Source organism: Gordonia sp. WA4-43, assembly GCF_020520305.1.
In the GTDB taxonomy this organism is placed as follows: domain Bacteria; phylum Actinomycetota; class Actinomycetes; order Mycobacteriales; family Mycobacteriaceae; genus Gordonia; species Gordonia hongkongensis.
The window spans coordinates 1,446,970-1,467,345 of sequence record NZ_CP084736.1; the positions used below are offsets into that span (position 1 = coordinate 1,446,970).

The following is a 20,376-nucleotide window of genomic DNA, read 5'->3' on the forward strand; positions in this document are numbered from 1 at the left end:
GTTTGAACGCTAGGTAGAGCCCGCGCCAGGCACGACCCCGGCCAACCCGAACCCCCCACCACGCACCCATCCCGACACGCCAACCGGCCGCCGGGCCGAACACCCACGCCCACACCCACCACAGGACCCTGTTGACACAAACCCTCATAGGCTGCTCAGGGGGCAATGGTTATGTCGTTCTTCGGATTCGGAAGGCGATGGTTGGCCGCGCCCTCCGCAAGCTCCGGCCGCTCCTCAGGGAGCGATAGGACTCGCTTCTTTCGGATCAGGGAGCCGAGGCCTCACAGCACCGCGAAGTCGTCCATCAGCCAGCGACCGTCCTGCTCCACGAGGGTGACCTTGACCCGCGACTGGTACGGGAATCCCTCGGGGAACTCCTGTGCGGTCTGCGGCGATTTCAGGGTCTGGTCCAGGGTGACCAGCACAACGGCCTTGCCGTCGTCGACGGACATGAGGCCCGCATTGTCGGCCGTCGCCGTGGACACCGATTCGGCCTCGGCGGATCCGCGGCGGGCGTCCTGCGAGGACTCGATGTAGGTCTGGGTGAACGCGGGCGTGGAGATCTCCCGGATGCGTCGGTCGAGGTCAGCGTAGTCGGCAGAGTTGTAGGTCGAGATCTCGGCCGCGTATCGCCGGGCGGTCTCGAGGAGGGACGTCGTCGTACCGGCCGACGCGCTCGACTCGGCGCGTTCATCGGCATCCACGTACGCCACGGCGAGCACCGCCGTCGACGCCGCGAGGACGACGACCGCCACGATCAGCGCGATCACCGCCCACGGTCGGCTGCCGACCTTCGAAGTCCAACCGATCCACCGGCGGGAACCACTCCGACGCGCCGTGGCGGGATCGAGCTTGCGGGGGGTGCGGTCCGAGCCAGGGCGTGGGTCCGCGACCTCGGTCGTGGCGTCGTCGGACCCGTCGGCGTCGTCCGTATCGGCCGGCTCGTCGGCACCCGTGGGCTCGTCAGCCGGGTGTCGGCGCTCGGCCTTGCGGGCTGCTTTCGCCGCCTTCGCCTCGGCCTCGGCGCGGTACTTGTCGCGGTTACTGCGATTGGCCTGCAGGAACTCGTTGCCGTCGAGCGGGGTGACCTGCTCGCCCGTCGGCGATGTCGCCTGGTGAGACTCCGCGTCGACGGACTGTTCGGGCTGGTCGGACGTGGAACGCGACTTCGGCATGCGTTCAATGTAGCGAGACGTTCCCGACGGGTTCGTCTCGCTGCCGGATCACGGCCCGTCGGTCAGAGCGCACCGAGGTCCAGGGACACCCACTGTTTCGGTTCGAGGAACAGCTTGGTCTGGGGACCGTGATCCTTCTCGGCCATCTCCACGTAGGGGTCGACGGCCTGGGGCGGGAGGTAGCGCGCCGCCATCTCCTGCAGGTCGCCGCGGGTGCCCGGAACCATGTCGACCGCATCCCCCGACACGGCCACGTACATCAGCCGCGGCGACACCTCGTCGACCATGAACGTGAACCGCCCGGCGGTTCGGATGAGCTGCAACTTGCGCGATTCGGTTCCGGTGAGCAGCCAGGGGCGACCGCCCGGCTCGTACTGGTACCACACCGGGACCATGAGCGGCGCCCGGCCGGGCTCGGCTTCGACCGACAGCGCCGCGACATGGGGTTCGGACAGGAACGCTTCTCGTTCGGATTTCGTGAGTGCCATGATCCGACGGTAGTTCGGACCACCGACATTCTCCTCCGGGTCCGACTACCCGGAGGAGAGCGGTGTGACTACTTCCAGGGTTCGAGAACCTCGGCGGCGCGCTCGGCGAGCACCATCTGGAAGATCGGTCCGAAACTGACCCGGGCGACACCGAGTTCGGCCAGTGCCGCTTTGGTGTTCTTGGTCGGATGGCCGATCGCGTTGACCGGCAACGGCAGTTCGCTGGTGAGCCGCCTCTGCGCGGCGTCGTCGTGGAAACCGACCGGGTACAGCACGTCTGCGCCGGCATCGGCAGCCAATTTCATTCGGTCGATCGCCCGGTCGAGGCGGTCGGATTCGTCGCCGACCTGCTTGACGAACAGGTCGGTGCGCGCGTTGATCACCACGTGGACATCGGTGGCGTCGGACGCCGCCCGGAGCGCACCCACGAAGTCGGCGTGCTCCTGTGCGTCGCGAAGGCGTCCGCCCTCGCTGTGCACGGTGTCCTCGATGTTCAGACCGACGGCACCCGCGGCGATCAGGCCCTCGATGAGCGTCTTCGGGTCCTCCCCGTAGCCGGACTCGATGTCGACGGAGATCGGGACGTCGACCGCCGCGGTGATCTGCCGGATGCGGGTGGTCAGTTCCTCGAACGTGATGCCCTCGTTGTCGGGCTTGCCGATCGAGTCCGACACCGGGTGACTGCCGACGGTGAGCGCGGTGAACCCGGCGGAGATCGCGAGGTTCGCCGACCAGGCGTCCCACACCGTGGGCAGGATGACCGGGTTTCCCGGTTGGTGGAGTTCGAGCAGAGTCGTGGCCTTGCCGGCGAGTTCCGTCATGGTCCCTACAACTACGCCGATCGGCGACCGCATTCCACCGCCACGGCGATCCGGTTGTCGTTTGTCCCGGATGCCGGGACAAACCGCAACCGGATCGTACTGAGTAAGTGACGAGCCGCTACCTGCGCCAGAACAAATGGTGCGTCACGCCACTGGTGCTCGGGACGGATTCGTGGTGATACCGGCCCTCGAGCTCCTCGGGTGACTCCCAGAGTTTGAGTCCGGCGCCGATCGTGACGGGTGCGACGGCGATGTGGAGGGTGTCGATGAGGTCGGCGTCGAGGAACTCCCGCACGGTGCTCACGCCGCCGCCGATACGTACGTCCTTGCCGTCCGCCGCGGCCTTCGCCTGCTCGGCGGCCTCGGCCGGGGTGGCGTCGAGGAAGTGAAACGTGTTGTCGCTCAGCGTGAACGACGGCCGAACATGGTGCGTCAGCACGAAGACGGGAGTGTGGAACGGCGGTTCGTCACCCCACCAACCCTGCCACTCGTGGTCGGTCCACGGGCCGCGTTGATAACCGAACTTGTTGCGGCCCATGATCTCCGCACCGATGTTATGAGCGAAGTCGCGGGTGAAATAGTCGTCGAGGCCGCGGGTGCCACCCGGGTCGGTCCGGTTGGGCCAGCTCGCGGTGGCGCCCGCCCACGACATCAGTTCCCACGGTTCGACGCGATCACCGAAGGGACGCTCGAACGTCTGGTTCTCCCCCGCCCCGACCCCATCTTGTGAGATCGAGAAGTTCTGGACTCTGAGTAGCTGTGGCATGGTTCGGCTTCCTTGTCGGTCGGCACGAGCAATCTATGCGGACAGACTCGGTGTCGCAGCCGAACTCATCGATGCGACTCGGCGCGGAGCACGCCGGACGCCGATCGTGCGACGCCGGGTCAGGCGAGCGCCTGCGCGATGACCTCCGCGACGGGGGTCGACGACCGGCCGATGAGCGACTGGAGGTCGCCGGAGTCGGTGTCCAGCTCACCGCGGCTGATCCCGGCATCTGCGCCGGCCAGCATCGCGGCGACCGGTTCCGGCAGACCCGCGCTTACGAGAGCGGCCTGGTAGTCGGCTTCGGAGAGGTCGCGGTACTGGACGGTCGCACCCGAGGCCACACCGATCGCTCGGGCGAATTCGCCGTAGGTCAGCCGCTCGTCGCCACCCAACTCGTAGACCTTGCCGGCCTGGTCCGAGTCGGCGGTGAGGACCGCTGCGGCCGCAGCCGCGTAGTCGGCGCGAGCGGCGGCAGCGAGTTTTCCCTCACTCGCAGCACCCAGGAGCGTTCCGGTCGCCGCCGCCTGCGGGATGGCGGCCAGGTAGTTCTCCCAGTACCAGCCGTTGCGCAGGATCACGGCGGGCACCGACGACTCGTTCAGTCGGGCTTCGGTGGCGACGTGCTCGGGAGCCAGACTCAGACCGCTCGTGTCGGCGTGCAGCAGGCTGGTGTAGGCGATCAGTTCGACGGAGTTGGCCTCCGCCGCCTCGATCACGTTGGTGTGCTGGGCAACCCGTTGCCCGACCGCCGAACCCGAGACCAGCAGCAACTTGTCGACGCCGACGAGGGCGTCGACAAGTGATGCCGGATCGTCATAGTCGGCGACACGGACCGAAACGCCGTGCGACACGAGCTTCGAGGCCTTCGACTCGTCGCGGACGATCGCCACCACGTCGGCGGCGGCGACGCCCCGGGCGAGTAGTTCGTCGATCACGAGTCCGCCGAGCTGTCCCGTCGCGCCGGTCACTGCTGTGGTCATCTGATTCCTCATCTCTGTCGGTTGGACGACTCCCAGTATGAACTTACTTTTCGTAAGTGCAATACGAACTGTTAGCAAGGTCTCGTCGATTCGGCTACCGTTGAGCACGTGACCGAGATCAGCGACGAGTCCCTCGAGGCGGACGTCTTCGCCCGGGACTGCTCGTCCCGGACCACACTGCAGACCGTCACCGGACGCTGGGGCAGCCTCGTGCTGATCGCGTTGGGGGAGAGCAACTATCGATTCAGCGCGCTGCGGCGACGCGTCGACGGCGTGAGCGAACGGATGCTCTCGCAGACCCTGCAGAGCCTCGAACGCGACGGCATGATCGTGCGCACCGTCCTCGAAGCCATCCCGCCGAAGGTCGAGTACCACCTCACCCCGCTCGGCAGGCAGGTCGCCGACCAATTGAGCGGCCTGATCGAACTCGTGCAGGACAACATGCCGGCCGTCCGCGACGCCCAGGCCGACTACGACGAGCGACGCGGCGGAGACTGAAACCCACTCTCGTCGGGTACACGTGGAGCCGTAGGAGTTCGACGACGAGAGGAGCGTCCATGACGCCACCGGAAGCCGACCTGCCGGTCGAGGCCAACGAGGCCGATGCACTCGAGCAGGCCCAGACGGCAGCGCCCGACCCCGCTGAAGGTGTCAACCCCAGCGTGCCGTTCGAAGCCGACGACGCCGACGCCGCCGAACAGGCCGCCGAGGTCGAGATCGATCCCGAGGACTACCCCCGCGAGTAGGGTCGTCCACCCGGTACGGGAAGCCCATCACCTGCTCACGCAGCGTGATGGGCTTTTCCGTCTGTCACCGGCTCTGGTTCTTTCCGGAGCGCCGATCGTCATCGTCGTCCCGCTCGAAACGTCGGCGTTGCCGAGCCCCATACGTCGCCGCCCGCACGGCGTCGTCATCCTCCATGCCCGACCCGAGCGCGCCGCCCAATATGGCCACCGATGCCACCAGCCAGGCCATCACCACCAGAGTCCAGAAATCCATCGGATGACCGACCTGGTCAGAGACCATGTCCGGCGGTATCGTCCACCACGCCGTCAGAGCCCCGCACGCTCGCGTTCTTCCGTCGACGGCGGCCGTTCCCATAGGTCGTGTTCGATGATCAGCCAGGCGATCAGCGCGGCAATGGACAGAATCGTGGCCACACCCAGTCGCCACGGGCCCATCATGTCGGACAGCTGCCACATGGTCCCGTAGGCGAGACTCACTGCGCCGGTGGCGAAGGCGGCCATCATCACCTTCGACATACCGGCGACCACCCGCCAGGGCCGATTGGCGTAGACCATGCCCGCGAGAAGCCGAAGGCGCGACAGTCTGGACGGCGCGAGATAGTGCACGACGTCGTCGTCCTGGACCCGATGAATCCGCTCCTTCCCCGCCGGTTCATCCGATTCGCCGGACACCTCGGCGACGACCAGTTGCGCCAGATCCCTCGTACGCCGATCGACGAATGCAGCCCCCATCCCCGGAATGGAGATCACCCCGAGCCGTTTCGAGAGATGGATCTCGGCGATGAGCGGGGTCGTCCCCGATCGACGTGCCAGGTCGGTGAGGTAGATGACGATGTCTTCGCTCGCGGAATCGGGATCGATCGTGCCGACCACGTCAGCGAAATCGGTGTGCGCCTCGATCGGGTACGCGTGGCTTCGGGTCGAGACGTGCCGACCGTCGGTGTTATTGCTGTCTGTCGACAAGGACTCGGACAGACGTTTGCCGATCGCCTCTGTTTTACCGGGATCGGCGATCACCAAGACAGACTGGAACGAGGGCTCTGTTCGCATGCGGGGCGGCTACCCTCGCCGACCGGCCACAAAACGCACACGGGGTCGAATGAAGAAGCCCGCCGCCTGCTGTCGCAGGTGACGGGCTTTTCTGCTCCCCCAACTGGACTCGAACCAGTAAACCGGGTGTTCTTGGGTTGTGGTGCCCTACCTGCAGAATCGAGGTTCTGCCTGCGGGTACTGCACACAGTAACCGCTGACATGGACGGGCACAAGCGGACAGTGAGATACAGTCATCTGGCACGTATTTGGCACGCGAGAGGACAGATGGCAGTGGCCAGTAAACGAGGATTCGGCAACATCCGACGTCTCCCCTCCGGCCGATACCAGGCCCGCTACACCGGCCCCGACGGTGCCGAGCACAAGGCCCCGCAGACGTTCGCCGCCAAGATCGACGCCGAAGCGTGGCTGTCGGACCGCCGCCGCGAGATCGACCGCAACCTGTGGAATCCTGCCACCGCCGACCGCGACGTCGCCCCCACGTTCGGCCCGTACGCCGAGGAATGGTTGGCGACCCGCACCGTCCGCGGCCGCCCCCTCAAGACCCGTACCCGCGACCACTACGCCGAGCTCCTCAAGCTGCACCTGATCCCCGCATTCGGCGAGCAGCGCCTCGACCAGGTCACCCCGGCCGCAGTCCGCCAGTGGCACGCGAAACTCCTGCCCGGCAAGGACACCATGCGGGCGCACGCCTACAGCCTGTTGCGCACGATCATGACCTCGGCGGTCAATGCCGACCTGATCGACGCCAACCCGTGCCGGGTCGAAGGCGCAGGGTCGGCACAGCGACGCTCACGCACCAAACCCGCCACGGTGCCCGAGCTGACCGCGATCGCCGACGCAATGCCCGACCACCTGCGCGCCTCAGTTCTCCTCGCCGGGTGGTGTGCAATGCGGTTCGGCGAGCTGATCGAGTTGCGGCGCGGCGACATCGACGTCGCCGAGGGAGTTGTGTCGATCAGCCGGGCCGCGGTTCGCGAAGGCGACACCGGCCGCTACATCGTGACCACCCCGAAGTCGGACGCCGGCATCCGCGTCGTTCACATTCCGCCGCACGTACTCCCGGCGATCGTCGAGCACCTCGACAAGCACACCGAGCGCCGCCAGGACGCGCTACTGTTCCCGGCGCCTGGTGGCGGATACCTGTCGCCGACGTCGATGTACCGGTACTACTACCCCGCCCGCCAGGAGGCCGGACGACCCGATCTCCGGTTCCACGATCTGCGCCACACCGGCGCCGTGCTGGCCGCTGTCAGCGGCGCCACGCTCGCCGATCTGCAAGCCAGACTTGGACACTCCACGGTGGCCGCCGCCATGCGCTACCAGCACGCCGCCCAGGGCCGTGACAAAGCGATCGCTGAGGCCCTGTCGAAGCTCATCGAGGGATAACTCGTGTCGCACACGGACTTCTGCGGGCACGCACTGGTAGTCTCGACCGCGAAGAGACTCAGACCGGAGTACGCCGTAGGACGCCGATGACGATCTGAGCGCGGAGGACAGCAACCGCCGATCGGTTCTGTCACGAACGCCGGGCTTGCCGGAGCGCAGGCGAAAGGACACCGACTAGCCGTGACTCACGGCTGCCTTGTGTCTGGAGTCTCTTCCCTGATGTCCTCTCCCCGTCGCCAATGGGCGTCCATTCCCCAAGTCGCCGAACACCTCGGACTCAACGAGCGAACCGTCCGGCGCATGATCGCCGAGGGCCGCCTCAACGGCTACCGCAACGGTTCACGCTGTATCCGCTTGGATCTCAACGAGGTTGACGCCTCGATGCAGCCATTCGGCGGTGCCGCTTGAGGCCCCCGAACAGCGAAGAGGCCCCCGCGCCACACGAGGACCTCTCCAAGTCAGTCGCCACCAAGCAAGCCGACACCGCACAGTCTAGCGTGTGGCCGTCGTTCGGTCTGCCCAACGCTCCGCTCGTAAAGGCATGGGCCGTCGACTTTTTGGACGACCTGCCCTATGTGCCTGCCGCGGGCTCGACGGAATGGGCCGCGCTCGACGACTACGACCCCGCGAAGCTGGCGGCGGTGGTCCGTGCCGGCGTCGCGTGGGTGACCGAGACGGCGCAGCTCCCGCAACGCCTGGCCGAGCAACTCGACGCCGAGAACCGTGATCTGGCCGAGCGCTTCAAGGCAGCGTCCATCGACGTTTTCGTGGGCACCGACTGGGGCCACGTCACCGAACACAACAGGTGGTTGGCGGCTAATCCGTGGGCTAAGCGGGTGGCGTCGTGACCATCCCCGACTACTACAACATCGGCGAGACGGACGACGAGACCGGGTTACCTCTTGCAGTCGGGACCCTCGAGGACGTGCATGGCGCGTTCACCGAGTGGCTCGGCGACGACTACGACCTCGACGCCCTCGACGCGGTCCTGGCCGCTGCCGCCGTTGAACGCCTCGACGGAGACCCGCTGTGGCTGTTGCTGATCTCCGGGTCAGGCAACGCCAAGACCGAGACCGCCCAGGCGTTGGCCGGAGCCGGGGCCACGGTGACCTCGACAGTGTCCTCGCCGGGTGCGCTGCTATCGGCGACGGCAGCCAAGGACAAGGCCAAGGACGCCACAGGCGGCCTGTTGCGCAAGCTCGGTCCTCGAGGTGTGCTCGTCATCAAGGACGTGACCAGTGTCCTGTCGATGAACAAGGACGCCCGCGCCGAGGTGCTCGCCGCCTTGCGTGAGGTCTATGACGGGCACTGGTCGCGCAACGTCGGCACCGATGGCGGCCGGACCCTGGACTGGCACGGACGCATCACGGTTGTCGGCGCTGTGACGACCGCCTGGGACAAGGCGCACTCTGCCATTGCGTCGATGGGTGACCGATTTGTTCTCGTGCGCATGGATTCCCGGACAGGTCGTCAGAAGGCCGGCCGACGAGCGATCGGCAACACCGGGCACGAGGTCGTCATGCGTGAGCAGCTCGCCGACACCGTCGGCGCTCTCCTGCGTCGGGACCTCGTGACCGACGCCGCGCTGACCGACGACGAGACTGAACGCGTCCTGGCCGCCGCCGACCTCGTGACGCTGGCGCGCACCGGCGTCGAGTTCGACTACCGCGGCGACGTCATCGACGCACACGCGCCCGAGATGCCGACCCGGTTCGCCAAGCAGCTTGCCCAGATCGTCCGGGGCGGTGTGGCGCTGGGGATGGACCGGGACCATGCGCTGCGCTTGGCCGTTCGGTGCGCTCGGGACTCGATGCCGCCGCTGCGCCTGGCGATTGTCGACGACATCGCCGCGCATCCGGGGTCGAGCACAACGGAGGTGCGGAAGCGGATCGACAAGCCTCGCAACACCGTCGATCGACAGCTACAGGCCCTGCACATGCTCGGCGTCCTCACGTGTGACGAAGAGGCGCAGGGAGATCAGCGCACACTCTGGCGCTACTACCTGGCCGAGGACATCGACCCCACAGCCCTAGTTGTCCCAGAAAAGTCAGTACAGGCACATAGGACAACTGGAAGAGAGAGCGAAGAACAGGGGTCGCCTATACGACCCTCTCTACATATCTGGAACAAGTCGCGGACTTGTTCGGTGTGCGGAGCATCGTTGCCCTCCGACCTCGTCGATACGTGCGGGGTGTGTGCCGATGCCTGAGACCCGCCACCTTCCCTACGGACTCACGGCCCTGATCTACACCCGCGGCGACCGAGAGCTCGCCGAGCTTGAGCCTGAGACCCGCGCACGTCTCGACCATCTCCCGGCCGGGTCTGGTCCTCCGCGCTGTGGCGCACCAACGACCAAGCGTCGCGGGTCGTGTCGTCTCGCGGTAGCCGAGCCGGGGCAGCGCTGCCAACTCCACCGAGCCAAGGAGCGCCGACCGTGACCGAACCCAAACCGCCCCACCACCACATCACCCTGGCCAACCGCCTCGAGCTGCTCGAGAAGCACTCCCGCAAACGCCGGCTCTCCGAACGCCAGCGCGTCTACCTCGACGCCCTGCTGACCCACTACTACGAGACCACCAGGAGTTGGACCGATGACTGAGCCCACCGCCGATGAGCAGGTGACCGAAGGCATGAACGCCTACTACTACCTCTGTGCCCTTCGAGCCGAAGGCAAGAGCAACCTCGTGCGCAGCTACCTCGGATCGATGAGTGTCGAAGAGCAGACGGCCATGTGGCTCGGCGGCGTCTCGGTCACCATCGGACTTGCTGTCTTGCACGCACCGACTGCTGGCGTCGCCTCCGGAGACATCCCCAAGTGGTTCCGCATGATGGCCGAACCCGACCTCGACCCAGACAACCTCGACGACGAGGATGACCAGTGAGGCGCCCTTGCATCGACTGCGGTGAGCCCGCAGACGCCACGCGCTGCTACGACTGCGCACCCGCGCACCGCAGCGTCACCCGCACCGACCTGCCGACGACGAGCGCCCGTAGCCGCGGCTACGGCACCGCCTGGGACAAGCTGAGCCGCCAGGCCCGACGGATGCAGCCGTGGTGCTCCGACTGCGGCACGCGCGACGACCTGACCGCCGACCACTCCGAGGAAGCCTGGCGACGCCATGACGCCGGCAAGCCGATCAGGTTGTGTGACATCGACGTCCTGTGCCGCCGCTGCAACGCCCGCAAGGGCCGCGCACGCCCTGGGGGGCAGCCCCCGCGAGGGGGGACGGGACTCGGCGGGGGGGAGCCGCGAAGGCCGTCACACACCCCCAGGGGGTACCCGGTGGCCGGTGGTGCCGCGTGAAGGCCGGACCAAAGGCCGCGGTGGACCCGACACCGTTGCCGTGGGCGCCGAGGGTCACCGGGTCGGCGCGGTTCGCCAAGTTCTGCGAGCGGTTCGTGAAGGTGCCGAAGGGCACGAACGCGCTGAAAGCGTTGCGGTTGCGGGACTGGCAACGGGAGCTGATCGGCTCGGTCGAGGACGCTACGCCGACGCCGAGGACGGCCGGGTGGATGCTGCCGCGTGGTCAGGGCAAGAGCACGCTGGTGGCCGCGTATGGGCTCTATCGGTTCTTCACCGACGGTGAGGGTGCCGTCGTCTGTGTGGTCGCGGTGGACGAGCGTCAGGCCGGGATCGTGTTCGGCATCGCCCGACGCATGGTGGAACTCGACGACGACCTCGCCGGCCGGGTGCAGGTGTTCAAGGAGCGGCTGTACAACCCGACCACCGACTCCTACTTCCATTGCCTGCCTGCCGAACCGAAGCGCCTCGAGGGTCTGGACTACACGCTGGCCATCCTCGACGAGGCCGGCGTCGCCAACCGCGACTCCTACGAGGTGCTGACGCTGGCGCAGGGTAAGCGGGAGCGCTCGACGCTGGTCTGTATCGGCACGCCCGGACCGGACCCCGGCGACCAGGTGCTCGCCGATCTGCGCAACTACGCCGACGAGCATCCCGAGGACTCGAGCCTGGTGTGGCGGGAGCACTCGGCGGCCGGATTCGAGGATCACCCGGTCGACTGCGAGCACTGCTGGGAGCTGGCCAACCCGGCGCTCGATGACTTCCTGCACCGCGACGCGCTGACCGCGTTGCTGCCGCCCAAGACCCGAGAGGCCACGTTCCGCCGAGCACGGTTGTGTCAGTTCGCCTCCGACACCGACGGCGCGTTCCTGCCTGCTGGTGTGTGGGCGGACCTGTCGACGGGTCATCCGGTGCCGAAGGGTGCGCGGGTGGTGCTCGCGCTCGACGGGTCGTTCTCCGATGACACCACCGCGCTGTTGGTCGCCACGGTCTCGACCGAACCGCACATGGACAAGGTGAAGGTGTGGCAGCGGCCCGACCGCGATGACACCACCTGGCGGGTGCCGATCGCTGAGGTCGAGGACGAGATACGCAAGGCGTGCCGGTACTGGCAGGTCGTCGAGATCATCGCCGACCCGTTCCGGTGGACTCGCACCCTGCAAGCCCTCGAGGCTGAGCGGCTCCCGGTGGTCGAGTTCCCGCACTCGCCGGCACGCCTGACCGCGGCGACCGGCGACCTCTACAACGCCTGCCTCAACAAGCGTCTGAGCCACTCCGGCGACCGCACCCTGGCCGAGCACATCGGCGCTGCGGTCATCACCGAGGACGCCCGCGGTATCCGCTTGAGCAAGGCCAGCCGGTCGGCGAAGGCCCGAAAGATCGACCTGGCCGCGTGCGCGGTCATGGCGCACTCGCGTGCCACCTGGCGCGCGTCGAAGAAGAAGAAACGAGCTAGGAGCTTCACGTGACCAATGCCCTGCACACCGCACTACTGCAACGCATCGACGCCCCGCAGGCCCGCTACGCGGTCCTCGACCGCTACTACGTCGGCGAACAACCGCTGGCATTCCTGGCCCCTGAGGCGCGTAAAGCGTTGGGGGACAGGTTCGGTCGGATCGCATCGAACCTCTGCCGCCTGTCGGTGACCTCGATTGCCGAACGTCTGCGCGTGACCGGATTCGACGGTGTCGACGTCTGGTCGGACTGGCTGCGCAACGACCTCGACCAGCTCGCCCCGGTCTCACACCGCGAGGCGCTGCTACTCGGCGCCAACTACGTCGTGGTGTGGGCTGACGCCCAAGGCCGGCCGCAAGTGTCCATCGAGTCGGCGCATCAGATGTCGGTGCAGGTCGACCCCGGAACCCGTCAGATCGTCGCCGCCTGCAAGCGATGGACGACCGAGACCACCACCGAGGCAACGATATTCGAGGCCGACACCATCACCCGGTTGAGGGCCAACAACGTCGGCGCGACGACCGCAGGATTCGAGACGGTCGAGGTGCTCGACAACCCGCTCGGCGTGGTGCCGGTGGTCCGGCTGGCCAACACCGACCGCATCCTCGGTGACCCGGTCTCCGAGATCGCCGACCTGATCCCACTCGTCGACGCCCTCAACAAGACGCTCGCCGACATGATGGTCGGCTCTGAGTTCTACGCCCGACCGCGTCGGTGGGCCACCGGCGTCGAACTCGTCGAGGAACCCGTCGTCGATGACGAGGGCAACCCGGTGCTCGATGACGATGGCGACCCGGTGGTCGACGAGGTGAACCCCTATCCCGAGACCAACCGCATGATGATCGCCGAAGAGGTGCAGGCCAAGTTCGGTCAGCTCGAGGCGTCCGGGCTCACCGCCTACGAATCGAGCGTCAAGGTGCTGCTCGAGCAGATCATGGCCGTCAGCGCGCTACCGGCCCACTACGTCGGCATCACGTCGGCGAACCCGGCCAGCGCTGACGCCATGCGTGCCGCTGAGGCCGCGCTCACCGCCCGCGCTGAAGCCAAGCAGGCGCTGTTCGGTCGGAGCTGGGAGCAGGTCGCACGCCTGATCGTCGCGGTGCGTGACGGCGTCGACCCGGCCGAGGTACAGGCGCGGGTGCAGTGGGCCGACCCGTCGACCCGCTCGATTGCCCAGGAGGCCGACGCCATCGTCAAGCTGCACCAGGCTGGCCTACTCCCGGCCACCTACGCACTGAAACGGTTGGGCTACTCCGATACCGAGATCACCGACATTCGCACCGCCACCCGGCTCGAGGCGATGGACTCCGCGGGTGCTGACGTGACCAGCCTGCTACCGACCGAGGCGCCGCGGTGAACGCCTACGCCGACCGGGTGACCGCCCTGGCACAGTCGACCAGCGAGTCGGTACAGGCGCTCTACGACCGCTACCTCGCCGGGGAGCTGACCGAGGAACTGTTCGTCGAGCTGGCCACCACCGCGCTCACGGTCAACGATCACCGGGCGGCAACCCTGGCCGACGTCGGCGTGGCCGCCATCCTCACCGCACAGCTCGGCGCCGTCGCGCTACCCGTCGGCGTCCCGGCACCGGACCCGCCGAAATTATTGCTACACAACCTGATCCGCGAAGCCCTCGACGACCCCGACCCGCGGACCAAACTCGACACCGCCGCCCGCGGCCGCACACTCGAGACCGCGCGCGAGTGCTACGCCTCCGGCCTGCGCCGCCACGAGGTCAAGTTCTGGAAGCGCGTACCGAACTCCGGTGCCTGCCCTGCCTGCCGCAACCTCGCCGGCACCGTCCTACCCATCGAGACGCCCATGTGGCACCACACCGGCTGTTCCTGCACCCAGGCGCCGGCCACCCCCACCGAGAAGGAGAACTCCGATGCCCAACGATCCGCAGCAGCTCGACGAGCAGCAGCCACCCGCCGAGCCAACCGTGACCGAGCCCGAGACGCTCGAGACACAGGCACCCGACGAGCCGACCGAGAGCGAACCGACGCCGGAGCCTGAGCCCGACACGTTCCCGCGGGCCTACGTCGAAGACCTCCGCAAGGAGAACGCCGACTACCGCAACCGCGCCAAGGCCGCCGACGACCTCGCCAAGAGGCTGCACACCGAACTCGTCCGAGCCACCGGCAAGCTCGCCGACCCCACCGACATGCCGTTCGACGCCGAGCACCTCGAGGACCCCGACAAGCTGGCCGCGTCCATCGATCAGTTGCTTTCCGTCAAACCGCACCTCAAGGCCCGCCGCATTGTCGGTGCGGTAGGGCAGGGTGAGTCCGGCACCACCACCGGTGTCGACCTGCTCGGCATCATGCAAGGCCGAGCCTGAGGTAGTCTTGGAGACCTGGGCATGGCACGGCATGGATTCAATCCCACAGCCGAAAGGTCGAAACATGTCCACTTCTTCCAATCTCAGAGCCGAGTTCGAGCGACGAGAAGCTATGCGCCGCAAGCGTTTACAGCAAGCACTCGACAGCATCCGCGAGAGTGGCCCGAAGCGTTCGCCCGCTGAGGTGGCCGAAATCAGGGCTCGGTTAGCGCGGCTCGACGCTCGCCGTTAATCGACAACCGTTGTCATCTGGCCTGCATCCTGTCATGATGGATGCAGGCCAGATGCCTGTCTAGACGTTGCGAGCCCGGCGCTCGACGTGAATCTCACACTCACGTAGGAGCCCCGCATGGCCACCCAGACCACCGCAACCCTGTCCACGCTGCAACAGACTCAGATCCAGCAGCTACTCGTTCAGCCCCTCGAGTCCGAGAGCGTGTTCCTCGCCTCCGGCCCGAAGGTCATCGACACCAACGGCCCGATCCGCATCCCGCGTATCGCCTCCGGCCTGACCGTCGGATTCGTCGCCGAAGGTGCTGCGATCCCCGAAAGCTCGGTCGGCCTCGACGAAGTGTCGATGCTGCCCTCGACCCTCAAGAGCCTCAAGGTCATCAGCCGAGTCACCTCCGAGGTGCTCCGCTCGTCGGCTCAGGCGCTCGACGCAATCCTCAAGCAGCGCCTGGTGACTGATACCGCCAAGGCGCTCGACGTCGCCCTGTTCACCGGCACCGGTACCTCCAACACCATCCGCGGCCTGCTCAACCAGAGCGGCGTGGCCACCGGCACCCTCGATGCCGACGAGCCCGACAGCCTGCTCGACGGCATCGGCATCGCCCGCGCCAACGAGGTCAAGCCCAACCGCTGGTTCCTCAGCCCCGCCGACTACCTCTCCATCCGCAAGGTCAAAGACGCCGACGGCCGCTACATCCTGCAACCCGACCTGACCCAGGCCGGTCAAGAGGTGCTGTTCGGTATCCCCGTCACAGTGACGGCGCAGGTGCCCACCGGCAAGGCTGCGCTCGCAGACATGAGCATGGTCGCCATCGCCCGCGACATGAGCCCGTCGGTCACCGTCGACAGCTCCCGCTACTTCGACACCGACGAAGTCGCACTGCGTGTCGTCGCCCGCTACGACCTCGCACTGTTGCAGCCGAAGGCGGTCACGGTCCTGACCGCGGCGCCGTGACCGACAACAACGACGTCCTCGCGCTGCTCGGCCGACCAGGCGACGCCGAGCTGGTCACCATCGCCCAGCAGGCGCAGCAGGTCGTCACCGCTCAGGTGCGGGCCTACACCCGTGACCGCGGATTCTCCGGCGACCAGCCGGCGCCGGACATCGACACCGTCATCCTCACCTCGACGGCGCGGCTGGCCGCCAACCCTGAGAACCTCCGGTCGGAGAAGATCGGCGACTACGAGGTCCAGCGTCAGGTGGTCGAGGGGTGGACGCTGGCCGAGTTGGCGATCCTCAACCGCTACCGCCGGCGCGCGCGATGATCCCGACCCGGCTGCTCCCGCAGCAGTTGACCTACCGCCCGATGACCGGCCGGACGAGCTTCGGCCCGGTCTACGGCGATCTGGTCACGGTGCCGGCGCGGGTGCAGTTCGGCGTCAAGACAATACAGACCGCCAACGGCGAAGAGGCCGTCTCGTCGGCGACGATCTTTGTGCAGCCTGGCGCCAACCTGCCCGACGTCGGCGACGTCGTCACCCTGCCTGACGGCAGTGTCCGGCCGGTCATCGCCCGCACCGAACACGTGGGCGCCCGAACTGTCGAGGTGGTGAGCCTCGACGTGTCCTGAGCGGTTCGGTGGGTTCCTGACTCAGGACACAGAACGACCCCGGTCCCATGCGAGGGAGGCCGGGGTCGTTCGCTATCTACGGCAGGTGTGGTCTCGGAACACGCCTGTCCAGTAATGGACACCTGAACCGCGGGGGCGGGGTGGGTGAACTTCACCCACCTGTTCAGAAATGAACACCTGAACCACGGGGTCGAGGTGCGTCAGATGACGCACCTGAGCAAAATTGCTCACCTCACCTGTAGTGATTCACTACGTCTCAGGTGTCCGGAATCCAGACATTGCCGGTAACTTCACGTGGCGCATTTGCGCCACCTTCTGAGAGCGCCCTGACAAGGTGTCCCATTTGGGACAGGTGCTACACCAGGCGCAGGACCGGCGCCGAGGTCGCCTGGTGTAGAGCGTTGAAGTTCTCGAGCATCACCGTCAGCGCGGCGAGCTGCTCGGTCGAGAGCTGACGCTCGTCGAACTCTTCAAGCGCGGCGCAGCAGCGGTCGATCCAAGCGGTGCGATCTGGGATCATGGCGTGCCTCTCGGTGTCTGGCACCCGGCGGGTCTGGCATGTATCCGGCATGCCAACTGCCCTGAAAAGCAGAAAACCGCCTGTGACCAGGCGGTTTACTTGCTCCCCCAACTGGACTCGAACCAGTAACCGTTCGATTAACAGTCGAATGCTCTGCCAATTGAGCTATGGGGGATTGCTCCAGCCCTGTTCGGCACCCTGCGATGCGTCATCAGAACCGAGGTCAGACTCTAGCGCATGGTCGCGCCGGAGAACAAAACGCGCGGTCAGCCGTCTAGCGTGGCGGTGACCGACTGACCGTCGATCACGCTGGGACGAACGCGCGACCCCTTCATCTGAGTGTCCGTCGCAGGCCGCTCGTGAGCCCCGTGGCCCGCCGTGCCAGACGGTCGACACCTGTGCACGCACGCGTCTCCGACCGTTACCCGGGCGTGCGGTAGTGTCCCGCAGGACGCAGAAACTGCGCGGGGAGTTAGCTCAGTCGGTTAGAGCCGCGGACTCATAATCCGTAGGTCGCGGGTTCGAGCCCCGCACTCCCCACTCATGAGGCACGGGACTCGTGCACGAGTTCCCCGATGTCAGCCATTTAGCGCCGGGGGCACCTCGGCTGAATCGGCCACCACCGAGGACCCGCTGAGTGCCTCGTTGGCGCGGCGCTCGACCAGTAGCGGCACGAAATCGCGCACGTCGGTGCCGTCGAAGTGGCCGACGCGGTTTCGAGCGCGTCGGCCACTTCCTCGGGTTTTCTGTCGCCGTACATCCCGATCAGGCGGTGCTGAACCTCGGTGACCTGCCAGCGCTCGTCATACGCGTCCACGGTCCCACGCTAGGCAGCCGCCGGTCGCCCTCGCAGCGTGGGAGAACGAACCGTCGTCGACTGTTCAGCTCGAGTTCGTCGCCGGGTGGCGCCGGCTCATCGTTCGACGCGACACCAGTACTCGGTCTCACCGGGAATGGGCGTGAGTCTGACCTCGCCGCCCTCGGGACGGTCGAACAGCCGGACCCCCGCCCCCAGGAACACCGGGACGAAGAACACGAGCACCTCGTCGAGCAGCCCGTGATCGATCATCTGTCGCGCCACGTCGGCGCCGATGACGGTGACGTAGCCAGCGCCGGCCGTCCGTGCGGCCAGGTCGACCGCCTCGTGCAAATCGGTCACGAAGGTGACGCCGTCGACGGGGTCGGCGGGTGGGTTGTGCGTGAGAACAACAGCGGGCCTGTCATATTCGCCACCGAACGCACCTTCGCGGTCGGTGCCCTTGTTGGGATCATCGCCGCGGAACGAGCGATTGCCGACCAGCAGTGCGCCGGTGCCGCGCATCAACCGTGCGGCGGCATCGTCCGCTGCAGTGGACGCCGGCTGCCCGTCGGCGGGCACGTCGAAGAATCGGGTCAGCCACGACATGTCGCCACCGGGTCCGGCGATGAACCCGTCGAGTGATGCCGTCGCCGAGAAGATCGTTGTCGCCATGGATTCCTGCCTCCGTCGGTGGCGTGGGGGTACCGACGGGGTAGACCGGGCCGGAGACGGATACTCATCGGCCGCCGGCCCCGCGACCGTCGGCGCGAAGACCTACGCGGGTGTGTCAGCCCGCGTCGACGATCGGGTCGACAGCCTGTTCCAGCAGGCTACGACGATAGGCCTCGAGCGCCACGAGATCACCGAAGACCGCGTTGTAGCCGTCGGGGTCGTCGCTGGGTGCCATCCGGCGCAGACGCGACTTGATGTCGGCGATCTGCGAGCCCACCCACACCTCCTGCAACCGTGCGAGCACGCTGGAGATGTAGCGGGCGATGTTTTCCTCGTCGACCGGCATCGATTCGACGGCGAGTTCGGTCACGAGCGGATCGATGATCGGGTCGTCGACGGCATTGCGCACCGCGTCGACCCAGGCCGCGCCACCCAGCCCGGCCGACGTGCCCCCGAGGCCGGTCATCGCCTGCCGGATGATGGCGTAGGCCGGCTCGTTGAAGCACTCGACGGGCAGCGAGTCGAAGACCGTGCCGGCGATCGCCGGATACTGCAGCGCCGCCTTCAGTGCTTCCCGCTGCGGCCACAGGCGCGGGTCGTTGGGCTGGGGGCGGGCGGACGTCGGCGCGGCCTCCGCCTCCGGCCGATTACGAGCACCGCGACCGCTCCCCCGACTGCCGGAGTTGCTGACGCCCTGCGCCTTTCGGATTCTCGCGCCTTCTTCGCGGACTCTGCCCAGAACCTGGGAGACCTCTTCCCAACCGACCCAACCGGCCAGCTGGCGGGCGTACTCGTCACGCAGCGCGATGTCCTTGATCCGGGCGACCACCGGGACGGTGTCGCGCAACGCGTGGACGCGGCCCTCGGCGGTGTCGAGGTCGTGGCCGGCGAGGAGGGCCTTGATCGCGAACTCGAACATCGGCACCCGACGCGCGACCAGGTCGCGGACGGCGGCGTCGCCCTTCTCCTGCCGGAGTTCGCAGGGGTCCATGCCGTCGGGCGCGATCGCCACGAACGTCTGCCCCGAGATGGACTGTTCGCCCTCGAAGGCCTTGAGCGCGGCTGCTTTTCCGGCATCGTCCCCGTCGAAGGTGTAGATCACCTCGCCGCGGAAGTACGAGTCGTCCATCATCAGCCGCCGGATGAGGGCGAGGTGGTCCTCACCGAATGCGGTGCCACACGAGGCGACCGCGGTGGTGACGCCGGCCAGATGCATCGCCATGACGTCGGTGTAGCCCTCGACGACCACCACCTGATGCCCCTTGGCGATGCTCTTCTTCGCGTGATCGAGACCGAACAGCACCTGAGACTTCTTGTACAGCATGGTCTCCGGCGTGTTCATGTACTTGCCGAGGTTGTCGTCGTCGAACAGTTTGCGGGCGCCGAACCCGATGATGTCCCCGCCGAGGTTGCGGATCGGCCACAGGAGACGGCGATGGAAGCGGTCGATCGGCCCCTTGCGTCCTTGTTTGGACAGACCGGCGGCTTCGAGTTCGCTGAACTCGAAGCCCTGCGACAGCAGCGCCTTGGTCATCGTGTCCCAGCCGGCAGGTGCGTAACCGCAACCGAATTGGACGGCCGCCACCGCGTCGAAGTCGCGTTCCTTGAGGTAGTCGCGCGCCGCCTGCGCCTCGGGTGACTGCAGCGCGGCCGCGTAGAACTTGGCCGCGGCGGCGTTGGCGGCCACCAATCGCGCGCGGGTGCCGCGGTCCCGCTTGATGGCGGTACCGCCGCCCTCGTAGTTGATCTGGTAGCCGATCCGATCGGCGAGCTGCTCGACCGCCTCGACGAAGCTGATGTGCTCCTGCTTCTGCAAGAAGCTGTAGACGTCGCCGCCCTCGCCGCAGCCGAAGCAGTGGAAGTGGCCGTGATTGGGACGGACGTGGAACGACGGCGACTTCTCGTCGTGGAAGGGGCACAGACCCTTGAGGCTGTCGGCACCGGCGCGCCGGAGGGCGACGTAGTCGCCGACGATGTCCTCGATCCTCGTCTGCTCACGGATCGCCGTGATGTCGCGATCGGGAATTCGGCCTGCCACGCGACCAGTGTAGTGACGCCGGTGAGGCCGCCC

At 67.1% G+C, this 20,376-nt stretch carries 25 protein-coding genes, 2 tRNA genes and 1 pseudogene; 17 read left to right on the forward strand and 11 right to left on the reverse strand.

The annotated features are described in order from the left end of the window. Positions 1 to 281: 281 nt before the first annotated feature. From LEL84_RS06490 to LEL84_RS06510, 5 genes are all read right to left on the reverse strand, one after another. A complete protein-coding gene (locus LEL84_RS06490) occupies positions 282 to 1,175 on the reverse strand; it encodes a hypothetical protein (protein ID WP_226513613.1) in 894 nt (297 codons plus the stop codon). A 62-nt stretch (positions 1,176 to 1,237) separates the two neighbouring features. After that, the gene (locus LEL84_RS06495) at positions 1,238 to 1,663 is read right to left on the reverse strand and encodes a pyridoxamine 5'-phosphate oxidase family protein (protein WP_226513614.1); all 426 of its coding nucleotides are present in this window, start codon (positions 1,661 to 1,663) and stop codon (positions 1,238 to 1,240) included. Between the two features lie 68 nt (positions 1,664 to 1,731). Continuing rightward, positions 1,732 to 2,484, reverse strand: coding sequence for an isocitrate lyase/PEP mutase family protein (locus LEL84_RS06500; protein ID WP_137810270.1), 753 nt, complete (start codon positions 2,482 to 2,484; stop codon positions 1,732 to 1,734). Between the two features lie 118 nt (positions 2,485 to 2,602). Next, complete coding sequence (locus LEL84_RS06505; RefSeq protein ID WP_226513615.1) at positions 2,603 to 3,250, reverse strand: dihydrofolate reductase family protein; 648 nt, start codon at positions 3,248 to 3,250, stop codon at positions 2,603 to 2,605. 119 nt (positions 3,251 to 3,369) lie between these two features. Beyond that, on the reverse strand, positions 3,370 to 4,230 hold the full coding sequence (locus LEL84_RS06510; RefSeq protein WP_226513616.1) for an NmrA family NAD(P)-binding protein: 861 nt from the start codon (positions 4,228 to 4,230) through the stop codon (positions 3,370 to 3,372). A 108-nt stretch (positions 4,231 to 4,338) separates the two neighbouring features. On the opposite strand from LEL84_RS06510, the gene LEL84_RS06515 reads away from it, so the two are divergent. Continuing rightward, positions 4,339 to 4,728, forward strand: a complete 390-nt coding sequence (locus LEL84_RS06515) for a winged helix-turn-helix transcriptional regulator (RefSeq protein WP_058252066.1) — start codon at positions 4,339 to 4,341, stop codon at positions 4,726 to 4,728. 59 nt (positions 4,729 to 4,787) lie between these two features. Further along, positions 4,788 to 4,976 (forward strand): hypothetical protein, encoded by a 189-nt coding sequence (locus LEL84_RS06520; protein ID WP_226513617.1) that lies wholly within the window; start codon positions 4,788 to 4,790, stop codon positions 4,974 to 4,976. A 64-nt stretch (positions 4,977 to 5,040) separates the two neighbouring features. Here LEL84_RS06520 and LEL84_RS06525 read toward each other — a convergent pair. Further along, positions 5,041 to 6,026: pseudogene (locus tag LEL84_RS06525) on the reverse strand (hypothetical protein). Between the two features lie 267 nt (positions 6,027 to 6,293). Here LEL84_RS06525 and LEL84_RS06530 point away from each other — a divergent pair. From LEL84_RS06530 to LEL84_RS06595, 14 genes are all read left to right on the forward strand, one after another. Beyond that, the gene (locus LEL84_RS06530) at positions 6,294 to 7,415 is read left to right on the forward strand and encodes a tyrosine-type recombinase/integrase (RefSeq protein ID WP_226513618.1); all 1,122 of its coding nucleotides are present in this window, start codon (positions 6,294 to 6,296) and stop codon (positions 7,413 to 7,415) included. A gap of 219 nt (positions 7,416 to 7,634) precedes the next feature. After that, entirely contained in the window at positions 7,635 to 7,823 is a 189-nt protein-coding gene (locus tag LEL84_RS06535) for a helix-turn-helix transcriptional regulator (RefSeq protein WP_226513619.1), read from the forward strand. Positions 7,824 to 7,912: 89 nt separating this feature from the next. Next, a complete protein-coding gene (locus tag LEL84_RS06540) occupies positions 7,913 to 8,263 on the forward strand; it encodes a DUF2742 domain-containing protein (RefSeq protein ID WP_226513620.1) in 351 nt (116 codons plus the stop codon). Further along, the gene (locus LEL84_RS06545) at positions 8,260 to 9,624 is read left to right on the forward strand and encodes a helix-turn-helix domain-containing protein (protein WP_226513621.1); all 1,365 of its coding nucleotides are present in this window, start codon (positions 8,260 to 8,262) and stop codon (positions 9,622 to 9,624) included. Before LEL84_RS06540 ends, LEL84_RS06545 begins: the two co-directional genes overlap by 4 nt. 225 nt (positions 9,625 to 9,849) lie before the next feature. Further along, positions 9,850 to 10,014 (forward strand): hypothetical protein, encoded by a 165-nt coding sequence (locus tag LEL84_RS06550; RefSeq protein ID WP_226513622.1) that lies wholly within the window; start codon positions 9,850 to 9,852, stop codon positions 10,012 to 10,014. Then, the gene (locus LEL84_RS06555) at positions 10,007 to 10,297 is read left to right on the forward strand and encodes a hypothetical protein (protein WP_226513623.1); all 291 of its coding nucleotides are present in this window, start codon (positions 10,007 to 10,009) and stop codon (positions 10,295 to 10,297) included. The genes LEL84_RS06550 and LEL84_RS06555 overlap by 8 nt, the downstream gene beginning before the upstream one ends. Then, positions 10,294 to 10,719: a hypothetical protein gene (locus tag LEL84_RS06560; protein WP_226513624.1), complete on the forward strand. Its 426-nt coding sequence runs from the start codon at positions 10,294 to 10,296 to the stop codon at positions 10,717 to 10,719. The genes LEL84_RS06555 and LEL84_RS06560 overlap by 4 nt, the downstream gene beginning before the upstream one ends. Next, positions 10,716 to 12,185: a terminase large subunit domain-containing protein gene (locus tag LEL84_RS06565; RefSeq protein ID WP_226513625.1), complete on the forward strand. Its 1,470-nt coding sequence runs from the start codon at positions 10,716 to 10,718 to the stop codon at positions 12,183 to 12,185. The genes LEL84_RS06560 and LEL84_RS06565 overlap by 4 nt, the downstream gene beginning before the upstream one ends. Then, positions 12,182 to 13,528 carry a phage portal protein gene (locus LEL84_RS06570; RefSeq protein WP_226513626.1) on the forward strand — a complete coding sequence of 449 codons (1,347 nt, stop codon included), beginning with the start codon at positions 12,182 to 12,184 and terminating at the stop codon, positions 13,526 to 13,528. The genes LEL84_RS06565 and LEL84_RS06570 overlap by 4 nt, the downstream gene beginning before the upstream one ends. Beyond that, entirely contained in the window at positions 13,525 to 14,187 is a 663-nt protein-coding gene (locus LEL84_RS06575; RefSeq protein ID WP_226513627.1) for a hypothetical protein, read from the forward strand. Before LEL84_RS06570 ends, LEL84_RS06575 begins: the two co-directional genes overlap by 4 nt. Further along, positions 14,114 to 14,512 (forward strand): hypothetical protein, encoded by a 399-nt coding sequence (locus tag LEL84_RS06580; protein ID WP_226513628.1) that lies wholly within the window; start codon positions 14,114 to 14,116, stop codon positions 14,510 to 14,512. The genes LEL84_RS06575 and LEL84_RS06580 overlap by 74 nt, the downstream gene beginning before the upstream one ends. Before the next feature lie 349 nt (positions 14,513 to 14,861). Beyond that, positions 14,862 to 15,698 carry a phage major capsid protein gene (locus LEL84_RS06585; RefSeq protein WP_226513629.1) on the forward strand — a complete coding sequence of 279 codons (837 nt, stop codon included), beginning with the start codon at positions 14,862 to 14,864 and terminating at the stop codon, positions 15,696 to 15,698. Then, entirely contained in the window at positions 15,695 to 16,009 is a 315-nt protein-coding gene (locus tag LEL84_RS06590; RefSeq protein WP_226513630.1) for a hypothetical protein, read from the forward strand. The genes LEL84_RS06585 and LEL84_RS06590 overlap by 4 nt, the downstream gene beginning before the upstream one ends. Further along, the gene (locus LEL84_RS06595) at positions 16,006 to 16,314 is read left to right on the forward strand and encodes a hypothetical protein (RefSeq protein WP_226513631.1); all 309 of its coding nucleotides are present in this window, start codon (positions 16,006 to 16,008) and stop codon (positions 16,312 to 16,314) included. The genes LEL84_RS06590 and LEL84_RS06595 overlap by 4 nt, the downstream gene beginning before the upstream one ends. Positions 16,315 to 16,669: 355 nt before the next feature. Here LEL84_RS06595 and LEL84_RS06600 read toward each other — a convergent pair whose 3' ends face one another. Together LEL84_RS06600 and LEL84_RS06605 are read right to left on the reverse strand one after the other, a co-directional pair. Then, positions 16,670 to 16,834 carry a hypothetical protein gene (locus LEL84_RS06600; RefSeq protein ID WP_226513632.1) on the reverse strand — a complete coding sequence of 55 codons (165 nt, stop codon included), beginning with the start codon at positions 16,832 to 16,834 and terminating at the stop codon, positions 16,670 to 16,672. 102 nt (positions 16,835 to 16,936) lie between these two features. Beyond that, a tRNA-Asn gene (locus tag LEL84_RS06605) sits at positions 16,937 to 17,009 on the reverse strand. 291 nt (positions 17,010 to 17,300) lie between these two features. On the opposite strand from LEL84_RS06605, the gene LEL84_RS06610 reads away from it, so the two are divergent. After that, positions 17,301 to 17,374: transfer RNA gene (locus LEL84_RS06610), tRNA-Ile, on the forward strand. Positions 17,375 to 17,412: 38 nt separating this feature from the next. Here the strand turns inward: LEL84_RS06610 and LEL84_RS24895 are convergent. The 3 genes from LEL84_RS24895 to dnaG all read right to left on the reverse strand — a co-directional run bounded on the left by LEL84_RS24895 (position 17,413) and on the right by dnaG (position 20,343). Further along, a complete protein-coding gene (locus tag LEL84_RS24895; RefSeq protein WP_413466945.1) occupies positions 17,413 to 17,520 on the reverse strand; it encodes a three-helix bundle dimerization domain-containing protein in 108 nt (35 codons plus the stop codon). Between the two features lie 227 nt (positions 17,521 to 17,747). Continuing rightward, a complete protein-coding gene (locus tag LEL84_RS06615; protein WP_226513633.1) occupies positions 17,748 to 18,305 on the reverse strand; it encodes a dihydrofolate reductase family protein in 558 nt (185 codons plus the stop codon). Positions 18,306 to 18,420: 115 nt separating this feature from the next. Continuing rightward, entirely contained in the window at positions 18,421 to 20,343 is a 1,923-nt protein-coding gene (gene dnaG / locus LEL84_RS06620; RefSeq protein WP_226513634.1) for a DNA primase, read from the reverse strand. Positions 20,344 to 20,376 lie beyond the last annotated feature (33 nt).

Excerpts from the sequence above, each read along its gene's own strand:
- LEL84_RS06530 (WP_226513618.1), top strand. The coding sequence starts at position 6,294 with ATGGCAGTGGCCAGTAAACGAGGATTCGGCAACATCCGACGTCTCCCC.
- LEL84_RS06505 (WP_226513615.1), bottom strand. The coding sequence starts at position 3,250 with ATGCCACAGCTACTCAGAGTCCAGAACTTCTCGATCTCACAAGATGGG.
- LEL84_RS06615 (WP_226513633.1), bottom strand. The coding sequence starts at position 18,305 with ATGGCGACAACGATCTTCTCGGCGACGGCATCACTCGACGGGTTCATC.
- LEL84_RS06520 (WP_226513617.1), top strand. The coding sequence starts at position 4,788 with ATGACGCCACCGGAAGCCGACCTGCCGGTCGAGGCCAACGAGGCCGAT.
- LEL84_RS06585 (WP_226513629.1), top strand. The coding sequence starts at position 14,862 with ATGGCCACCCAGACCACCGCAACCCTGTCCACGCTGCAACAGACTCAG.
- LEL84_RS06510 (WP_226513616.1), bottom strand. The coding sequence starts at position 4,230 with ATGACCACAGCAGTGACCGGCGCGACGGGACAGCTCGGCGGACTCGTG.
- LEL84_RS06490 (WP_226513613.1), bottom strand. The coding sequence starts at position 1,175 with ATGCCGAAGTCGCGTTCCACGTCCGACCAGCCCGAACAGTCCGTCGAC.
- LEL84_RS06495 (WP_226513614.1), bottom strand. The coding sequence starts at position 1,663 with ATGGCACTCACGAAATCCGAACGAGAAGCGTTCCTGTCCGAACCCCAT.
- LEL84_RS06555 (WP_226513623.1), top strand. The coding sequence starts at position 10,007 with ATGACTGAGCCCACCGCCGATGAGCAGGTGACCGAAGGCATGAACGCC.
- LEL84_RS06500 (WP_137810270.1), bottom strand. The coding sequence starts at position 2,484 with ATGACGGAACTCGCCGGCAAGGCCACGACTCTGCTCGAACTCCACCAA.
- LEL84_RS06600 (WP_226513632.1), bottom strand. The coding sequence starts at position 16,834 with ATGATCCCAGATCGCACCGCTTGGATCGACCGCTGCTGCGCCGCGCTT.
- LEL84_RS06535 (WP_226513619.1), top strand. The coding sequence starts at position 7,635 with ATGTCCTCTCCCCGTCGCCAATGGGCGTCCATTCCCCAAGTCGCCGAA.
- LEL84_RS06595 (WP_226513631.1), top strand. The coding sequence starts at position 16,006 with ATGATCCCGACCCGGCTGCTCCCGCAGCAGTTGACCTACCGCCCGATG.